This window comes from uncultured Frigoribacterium sp. (genome assembly GCF_963515265.1).
Taxonomy (GTDB): domain Bacteria; phylum Actinomycetota; class Actinomycetes; order Actinomycetales; family Microbacteriaceae; genus Frigoribacterium.
In genome coordinates this window covers 1-8,706 of sequence record NZ_CAUPYL010000103.1, presented here as the reverse complement: position 1 = coordinate 8,706, position 8,706 = coordinate 1, and the positions used below count along the sequence as shown (strand labels likewise).

The 8,706-nt window shown below is 70.8% G+C and carries 7 protein-coding genes; all 7 read right to left on the bottom strand.

Features of this window, described 5'->3' with window-relative positions; translation table 11 throughout:
• Window positions 1–195: 195 nt before the first annotated feature.
• Window positions 196–1,782, bottom strand: coding sequence for a glutamine-hydrolyzing GMP synthase (guaA, locus tag RWM17_RS09385; RefSeq protein ID WP_192040759.1), 1,587 nt, complete (start codon window positions 1,780–1,782; stop codon window positions 196–198).
• Window positions 1,779–2,222: a DUF3817 domain-containing protein gene (locus tag RWM17_RS09380; protein ID WP_123547737.1), complete on the bottom strand. Its 444-nt coding sequence runs from the start codon at window positions 2,220–2,222 to the stop codon at window positions 1,779–1,781. Before RWM17_RS09380 ends, guaA begins: the two co-directional genes overlap by 4 nt.
• 99 nt (window positions 2,223–2,321) lie before the next feature.
• Window positions 2,322–3,137, bottom strand: coding sequence for an SURF1 family cytochrome oxidase biogenesis protein (locus RWM17_RS09375; protein ID WP_314103017.1), 816 nt, complete (start codon window positions 3,135–3,137; stop codon window positions 2,322–2,324).
• A 125-nt stretch (window positions 3,138–3,262) separates the two neighbouring features.
• Window positions 3,263–4,777 (bottom strand): cation:proton antiporter, encoded by a 1,515-nt coding sequence (locus RWM17_RS09370; protein ID WP_314103015.1) that lies wholly within the window; start codon window positions 4,775–4,777, stop codon window positions 3,263–3,265.
• Between the two features lie 6 nt (window positions 4,778–4,783).
• Window positions 4,784–5,296 (bottom strand): cation:proton antiporter regulatory subunit, encoded by a 513-nt coding sequence (locus RWM17_RS09365; protein WP_233569095.1) that lies wholly within the window; start codon window positions 5,294–5,296, stop codon window positions 4,784–4,786.
• Between the two features lie 231 nt (window positions 5,297–5,527).
• A complete protein-coding gene (locus RWM17_RS09360) occupies window positions 5,528–7,387 on the bottom strand; it encodes a glycerol-3-phosphate dehydrogenase/oxidase (RefSeq protein ID WP_314103013.1) in 1,860 nt (619 codons plus the stop codon).
• Window positions 7,388–7,504: 117 nt separating this feature from the next.
• On the bottom strand, window positions 7,505–8,626 hold the full coding sequence (locus RWM17_RS09355) for a GuaB3 family IMP dehydrogenase-related protein (RefSeq protein ID WP_123547732.1): 1,122 nt from the start codon (window positions 8,624–8,626) through the stop codon (window positions 7,505–7,507).
• Window positions 8,627–8,706: the final 80 nt, after the last annotated feature.

Below are 8,706 nucleotides of genomic sequence, written 5' to 3'. Positions count from 1 at the left end.
CCGGTGGGCCCACCGGTACGACGTCCCTTCTCGCCTAGGACGCGGTGCGAGGCTGCCCGCAGGCTCGCACCGCGCCTCAGCACGCTTCGCAGAGGCGTCTGCGGAACGCGGTGCTCAGCACCTACTGGTGGGCACCGGGGTCGCAGGCTTCCCCGGAATGAGCGGGTTCGATGCTCCGCATCGAGACCCACCCGCTCACTCCCACTCGATGGTGCCCGGCGGCTTCGACGTGACGTCGAGCACGACGCGGTTGACGCCGTCGACCTCGTTCGTGATGCGGTTAGAGATCTTGGCGAGCACGTCGTAGGGCAGGCGCGTCCAGTCCGCCGTCATGGCGTCCTCCGACGACACCGGGCGCAGCACGATCGGGTGGCCGTAGGTGCGGCCGTCGCCCTGCACGCCCACCGAGCGGACGTCGGCGAGCAGCACGACGGGGCACTGCCAGATGTCGCCGTCGAGGCCGGCGGCGGTCAGCTCGGCACGCGCGATGGCGTCGGCGTGACGCAGCAGCTCGAGGCGCTCGTGCGTCACCTCGCCGATGATGCGGATGCCGAGGCCGGGCCCGGGGAACGGCTGACGGCCGACGATGACCTCGGGCAGGCCGAGCTCGCGGCCGATGGCCCTGACCTCGTCCTTGAAGAGGGTGCGGAGCGGCTCGACGAGCTCGAACTGCAGGTCCTCCGGCAGGCCGCCCACGTTGTGGTGGCTCTTGATGTTCGCGGTGCCCGTGCCGCCGCCGCTCTCGACGACGTCGGGGTAGAGCGTGCCCTGCACGAGGAACTTGACGTCGGACTCCCCCTCGGCCGCGGCCTCGAGCACGAGCGCCTCGGCGGCGCCCTCGAAGCTGCGGATGAACTCGCGCCCGATGATCTTGCGCTTCTGCTCAGGGTCGGTGACGCCGGCGAGCGCGTCGAGGAACTGCTGCTCGGCGTCGACCGTGACGAGGCGGACGCCCGTCGAGGCGACGTAGTCCTCCTCGACCTGGCGGCGCTCGTCGGCACGCAGCAGGCCGTGGTCGACGAACACGCAGACGAGCTGGTCGCCGACCGCTTCGTGGACGATGGCGGCCGCGACGGCCGAGTCGACGCCTCCGGACAGACCGCAGATCACGCGCGACGAGCCGACCTGCTCGCGGATGCGGGCGACCTGCTCGGCGATGACGTTGCCGCTGTTCCAGTCGGCGGGGATGCCGGCGGCGCGGTGCAGGAAGTTCTCGAGCACGGCCTGGCCGAACGACGAGTGCTTCACCTCGGGGTGCCACTGCACGCCGTAGAGCTTGCGGGCATCGCTCGAGAACGCGGCGACAGGGGTCGCGGCACTCGACGCGAGCACGTCGAAGCCCTCGGGCGCCTTCGAGACCGAGTCACCGTGGCTCATCCACGTCGTCTGCGAGGTCGGCTGGCCAGAGAGCAGGGTGCTGTCGCCCGCGGCGAGGGTGACGTCGGTCGCGCCGTACTCGCGCTGGCCGGTGCGCGAGACCTCGCCGCCGAGGGCCTTGGCCATCGCCTGGAAGCCGTAGCAGATGCCCAGCACGGGCACGTCGAGCTCGAGGATCGCGGGGTCGAGACCCGGCGCGCCCTCTTCGTAGACGCTCGACGGACCGCCGCTGAGCACGATGCCGACGGGGTTCTTCGCCGCGATCTCGGCAGCGGTGATCGTGTGCGGCACGATCTCGGAGTAGACGTTGGCCTCCCGAACGCGACGTGCGATCAGCTGCGCGTACTGCGCCCCGAAATCGACGACGAGGACGGGGCTCTGGGCCGTCTCGGTGGCTTCTGTCACGCGGGGGCTCCCTGGGTGCTGGGGGTGGGCTCGGCGACCAGCGCTGCGTGCTCACGCATCGCCAGCTTGGTCATGTGGCTCTCGACGAAGAACGAGAGGAACGGCACGACGCCGCCGAGCGCGATGATGATGAACCGCGAGAACGGCCAGCGCATCAGGCTCCAGAGGCGGAAGTCGGCGAAGAGGTAGACGACGTAGAGCCAGCCGTGCGCGATCAGGATCGCGGTCGACAGGTTGAAGCCGGTGGTGATCGAGTCGACGGGCACGAGGAACCCGCCCTCGCCGCCGAGCTGCATCTCGAGCTGCAGGGGCGTGTACTTGAAGGCCATCTCGAAGACGAGCAGCAGCAGCATCACGCCGGTGACGTAGGCGGAGATCTTGTAGAACTTGACGGCACCCGGGATCTTCGGGATGTCGCGTTGCCGGGGCTTCAGGGGCATGGCCTCGATCCTACCCGCGGAGGCGGCGGCGCCAGGGCGGGGTCGGTCGTCGTCGAGCCAGCGCAGGAGGCGCGGGTCGACCACCGCAGGAGGAGCAGGTCAGGAGGCGGTCCCGGCCTCGAGCCGCGCCTCCTCGGCCTCGTCGACGTCACGCTCGAACCGGTCTCGCACCAGCCGGAACCACAGGAAGATCGCGAAGCCGGCGAACACGACCCACTCGATCGCGTAGAAGACGTTCAGCCAGTTGAGCGAGCGGTCGCTCTCGGGCGCCACCGAGTCGATGGCGGCGAGGCCGTCGACCGGGTCGGCCGAGACGACGTAGCCGGAGTACACGTCGCCGTCGAGGTCGGCCCACTCGTTGACGAGCATGGGCACCGACACGACGTTTTCGCGGCCGCCCTTGAAGTCACCGTCGGAGGGCTGGTCGCTCGGCATGTACCGACCGGTCACGGTGACCGTTCCCGTCGGCACGGCGCGCTCGGCGGCCTCGGCACCGCCCTCGTCGTTGCTCCAGCCGAGGGCCACGACGACCGACGACCCGTCGACGTCGTCGACGAGACGGCCGATCAGCCACGAGCCGGGGTCGCCGCCGTTGTAGCGGTCGACGACGACGCGGTAGTCGTCGGGCGAGAACTGCCCGGTGAGCGTGACCATCTGCCCGCCGACGCGGTCGTAGAACGGCGACTGCGGGTCGACGACGTCACTGAGCACCTTGACCGTCTCGGTCCCGGGGTTGACCTCTTGCCCGCTCTCGACGCTGCGCTCGATCTGCCAGTGGCCGAGCCAGGCGAAGATGCCCGAGATGACGAGGCAGAGGGCGAGCATCGCGATCCAGCGGGGGCGCCGGGCGACCTCCCACATGGAGGCGGGCACGTCGACGTCGCTCGAGACGGGAGGGTTCTCGGTGCGGGTCACGAGCCCGATGGTACCTGCGCCCCCGCGGGAGCCTGCTGGGTGCCTACCGTGCGCGCGACCTGCATCGGGACCTGGTCAGCACCCGGCGTCAGCGCTCGGGGTCAGTACTCGGGCTCGACTCGGGGTCAGTACTCGGGGTCGCGCTGACGCGTGGCCCGCTGGTCGGACTGCTGACCGGCCTGGTCGGCGAGGATCGCGGCCCGGGCCCTGTCCTGCTCGTCGAGGTCGTCGTAGTCCGCGGCGTCGGCATCGGCGTCGGCCTCCGCTGCCGCCTCGGCGGCAGCGCGCTCGCGCGTGCCGAGCAGGGCCTCTTCGTCGTCGGCGTCCGCCTCGGCACTGCGGCCGCTGCCGTCGCCCTGGCGCGAGGCGCCCGGCTCGTCCCCGGCGAGCGCCGCCTCCATCAGGGCGATCTCCTCCGAGTGGCGCGCGTCGCGTTCGAGGCGCCGGGCCTCGCTCGCCTCGCGCTCGGCCCGCCGGCGGGTGCGCAGCACGACCCCGCCGATCCTCTCGGAGTTGGAGGCGAGCACCGGGCCGAGCACCGCCATGATCAGGACGTACAGCCCCGCGAACGGCTGCAGACGTTCGTCGAGCCCGGCCCCGGCCGAGAGGGTCGCGAGGATCAGCGCGAACTCGCCCCTGTTCTGCAGGATCACGGCGGTGTTGATGCCCGCCTGCGGCCCGAGCTTGTTGAGCCAGGCGACGAACTGGCCCGCGATCACGTTCAGGGCGATCGTGATGCCGACCGCGATCGCGACGGGTCCGAGCACGCTCGGGAACAGCGACGGGTTGAGGCCGAGGCCGAAGTTGAGGAAGAAGAAGGCGCCGAAGACGTCGCGCATCGGCAAGGCGAACTGCTCGACCCTGTTGCGGTAGCGAGTCGCGCCGATGATCAGGCCGATGAGGAACGCGCCGATCGCGTCGGTCACGCCGAGGATCTCGCCGAGGCCCGCGAAGAGCACGGCGAGGCCGAAGAACAGCACCGTGAAGAGCTCGTCGTCGCGGGTCCGCATCAACTTCGACACGACGGCGCCGCCCCATCTCGCGACCGCGAACATCGCGACGAGGAACGCGAAGGCGACCACCAGCTTGAGCACGACCGGCAGCGGGTCGGTCTCGCCGCTGAGCACCACCGACACGATCGCCAGGTAGATGGCGATGAAGATGTCCTCGACGACGGTGACGCCCAGGATCATCGGCGTCTCGCGGTTCGCCAGGCGGTTCAGCTCGATCAGCAGCTTCGTGACGATCGCGCTCGACGACGTCGCCGTCATGCCGGCGATGATGAGCGCCTCGCGCGTGCCCCAGCCGAGCATGAAGCCGAACACCAGGCCGACGCCCATGTTGACGGCGATGTAGCTGCCGCCCGAGACGATCAGGCGACCCGCGTTCGAGAAGAACTCGTCCTGGTCGAACTCGAGGCCGAGGTTGAACAGCAGCAGGATGAGCCCGAAGATCGCGATGAGCTCGATGTTGTGCGAGTCGAAGCTGATCGGGAACCAGCCGGTGTTCGTGCTCGCCAGCAGGCCGACGATCATGTAGATCGGGATGGACGGCAGGCCGATCAGCTTGCCTGCCCTGCCCAGCCCGTAGGCGATCAGCAGCAGGACGCCGAGGACGACCAGCTCCTCACCCAGGTGCACCGGCGATCAGCTCCCGGGCGGGGCGTCGACCGGGCTGCGGTGGCGCAGCTCGCCCGTGCGGTACCAGGCGAAGGCCTTGGCGACCTTCTCGGGGCTGCCGGCCACGACGAGGGTGTCGCCCGGGAAGACCTTGAAGTCGCCCGACGGCGCCGGGTTCGCCGCGTCACCTCGCACGACCGCGACGACCGTGAGGCCGACGACCCCCTTGGCGCCGAGGTCGCCGAGCGGCTGGCCGGCGATGTGGTCGTCGTAGTCGACCGTGAACCAGTCGATGCTGAGGCCGGGGATCTGGTCGAGCGCCGACAGGGACTCGGTGATGCGCGTGCCGCCGAGCAGCTCGGCGAGCGTGTGCGCCTCGTCCTCGCTGAGGCGGAGGGACACCTTCTTGACGTCGGCGCCGTCGGCGTCGTCGCTGAACGTGATCAGGTCGCTGTGGCCCGATCGGTGCGTGATGACCCCGCACTTGCCGCCGTCGTCGGTGACGAAGGTGTGCAGCACGCCCACACCGGGGAGCTTCACTCGACGCACATCAGCCATGGTCCGACTCCAGGTCACTCAGGGGCAGTCGTCTCAGCTTAGCGACGGGCACGGACGCGGACACCGGGCTGCTCATGCGGTGGACAACCCGCGCCTCTCCCCCGGTGTTCCCGGAACGACACGGTGTTCTCGACGGGCGGACGCAGGAGGCGCGGTGCCCGACCAGCGGGCACCGCGCCTCCTGCAGCCTGGTCGCGTCGCGACCTCGGGGTGCTAGCTCGAGCGGCCGCCCGGGGCGTCCGCCGACGTGTCGTCGCCGGGCGTGCCCGCGGGCTCCACGACGTCCTCGTCGGGCTTCGGCGCACCGCCCTGGTCGGCGCCGGGCACCACCATGTCGTCCTCGTCGAACCCGAAGGTGATGTCGGGGGCCTCGAGGCGGACCCGGTCGGCGGACTCGTCGTCGGGCTCGAGCTGGCTCGCGCGCTCTGCCGCGACGCGCTTGAGGTAGTTGCCGACCTCCTCCTCGGTCTCGGAGTCGGACCAGCCGAGCACCTCGGCCATCAGCTTCGCGGCGACGGGAGCGGCGGACTCGCCCCTGTCCCACGCCTCGATCGAGATGCGGGTGCGCCTGGCCAGCACGTCCTCGAGGTGGAGGGCGCTCTCGTGGCTGGCCGCGTAGACGACCTCGGCCCCGATGTAGTCGTCGGCACCCGGCAGGGGCTCGGCCAGCTCGGGACGCTCCCGGACCAGCGCGAGGACCTCGTCGGTCAACGTCCCGTAGCGGTTCAGCAGGTGCTCGACCCGCACCTTGTGGACGCCGAGCTGCTTCGCGATCTTGCCGCGCTTGTTCCAGGCGGCGTGGTAGCCCTCGGCGCCGAGCAACGGGATCTCCATCGTCGTGCTCTCGGGGATGCGGCCGTCGAGCGCGGCGACCGCCTCGTCGATCGCGTCCTCGGCCATCACTCGGTAGGTCGTCCACTTGCCGCCGGCGACGACCACGAGGCCGGGCACCGTGTGCGCGACGATGTGCTCGCGCGACAGCTTCGAGGTCTGGTCGGACTCGCCGGCCAGCAGGGGCCGGAGACCGGCGTAGACGCCCTCGACGTCGTCGCGGGTCAGCGGCACGGCCATGACCTTGTTGACGTGCTCGAGGATGTAGTCGATGTCGGCCGCCGTCGCCGCCGGGTGCGCCTTGTCGAGGTCCCAGTCGGTGTCGGTCGTGCCGACCAGCCAGTGGCGGCCCCACGGGATGACGAACAGGACGCTCTTCTCGGTGCGGAAGATCATGCCCATGTCGGAGTGGATGCGGTCGCGGGGCACCACGAGGTGCACGCCCTTCGACGCGCGGACCTTGAACTGGCCCCGCTCGCCGACCATGGCCTGCGTGTCGTCCGTCCAGACGCCGGTCGCGTTGACGACCTGCTTCGCACGGATCTCGAAGTGCTCGCCCGTCTGGTAGTCGTGCGCCTTCACGCCGACCACGCGCTCGCCGACCTTGACGAAGCCCTCGACCCGCACGCGGCTGGCGGCGTGGGCGCCGTAGCTCGACGCCGTGCGCACGAGCGACGAGACGTAGCGGGCGTCGTCGACCTGGGCGTCGTAGTACGTGAGGCCGCCGACGACCGCGTCCTTCGAGAGGCTCGGGATCGCCCGCAGCACCTGCGTCTTGCTCAGGTGGCGGTGGTGGGGCACCCCGGGAGGACGCCCGCCCGTCCAGCTGAAGATGTCGTACAGGGCCATGCCGGCACCGATGTAGAAGCGTTCGTAGACCGGCTTGCTCAGGGGGTAGAGGAACCGCACGGGCTTGACGAGGTGCGGCGCGAGGCGCTGCAGCAGCAGGCCGCGCTCGATCAGGGCCTCGCGCACGAGGCGGAAGTTGAGCTGCTCGAGGTAGCGGATGCCCCCGTGCACCAGCTTCGACGAACGGCTCGAGGTGCCGGAGCCCCAGTCGCGGGCCTCGACGATGCCGACGTTCAGGCCCCGCGTCACCGCGTCGAGGGCAGAGCCTGCCCCGACGATCCCGCCCCCGATCACGAGGATGTCGAGCTCTTCGGTCTTCAGCGCCTGGACGGCGCGCTCGCGCTCGTCTGGCCCGAGCTTCGCGGAGAGGGATTCGGTCGCGGTCGTGGCCATGCGGTGCCTCCATCGTCGGATCGGTCGCGGGCCCGAGGACCCGTGCATGCGACCATCCAACGCCCGATCAGCTGGCAGCGCCAGGTGAGATCGGGGCGCCTGGGGAGGCGACGTCGCCTAGTGCGGCTGGTAGGGAGCGACGACGACCTCGCTGCGCTGGAACTCCTTGAGGTCGCTGTAGCCGGTCGTCGCCATCGAGCGACGGAGCGCGCCGATGATGTTGGCCTGGCCGTCGACCGAGTCGGCCGGTCCGTAGAGGATCTTCTCGAGCGTGCCGACCTGGCCCACGTGGACGCGACGGCCGCGCGGCAGCTCGGGGTGGTGCGCCTCGGCGCCCCAGTGGAACCCGCCGCCGGGCACGTCGGTGGCACGGGCCAGCGCGGCGCCCAGCATGACCGCGTCGGCGCCGCAGGCGACGGCCTTCACGATGTCGCCGGAGGTGCCGAGCCCGCCGTCGGCGATGACGTGGACGTAGCGTCCGCCCGACTCGTCGAGGTAGTCGCGACGAGCACCGGCGACGTCGGCGACCGCGGTCGCCATCGGAGCGTGGATGCCCAGGGAGGCGCGGGTCGTGCTGGCGGCACCGCCGCCGAACCCGACGAGCACGCCCGCCGCGCCCGTGCGCATGAGGTGCAGCGCCGACGTGTACGTGGAGGCGCCTCCTACGATGACCGGCACGTCGAGCTCGTAGATGAACTTCTTGAGGTTGAGCGGCTCGGTCGTCTTCGACACGTGCTCGGCCGACACCGTCGTGCCGCGGATGACGAAGAGGTCGACGCCGGCGTCGACGACCGTCTGGTACAGATCCTGCGTGCGCTGAGGGCTCAGCGAACCGGCGACGGGGACCCCGGCGGCACGGATCTCGGCGATGCGCGCCGTCACCAGCTCGGGCTTGATCGGCTCGGCGTAGATCTGCTGCATGCGGGCGACCGTCTCGTCCTCGGGCAGCCCGCGGATCTCGGCGAGCACCGCCTCCGGGTCGTCGTAGCGCGTCCAGACGCCCTCGAGGTCGAGGACGCCGAGGCCCCCGAGCTCGCCGATGCGGATTGCCGTCGCCGGGCTCACGACCGAGTCCATCGGCGCCGCGATGATCGGCGACTCGAAGTGGAACGCGTCGATCGACCAGCTGACGGACACGTCTCGGGGGTCGCGGGTGCGCCGGCTCGGGACGATCGCGATGTCGTCGAACGCATAGGCGCGGCGCGCGCGCTTGGAAACGCCGATCTCTACCTCAGTCACGCCGCAACCCTACCGGAGGCGCGGGCCGGCCCCCCCGGCGCCCGCCTGCCAGCGCCGCCGCCCGCCGCCCCGCCCCGGCG

Bases quoted from the DNA above. Each gene is read 5' to 3' on its own strand.
- RWM17_RS09380 (WP_123547737.1), bottom strand. From the start codon at position 2,222: ATGCCCCTGAAGCCCCGGCAACGCGACATCCCGAAGATCCCGGGTGCC.
- RWM17_RS09360 (WP_314103013.1), bottom strand. From the start codon at position 7,387: ATGGCCACGACCGCGACCGAATCCCTCTCCGCGAAGCTCGGGCCAGAC.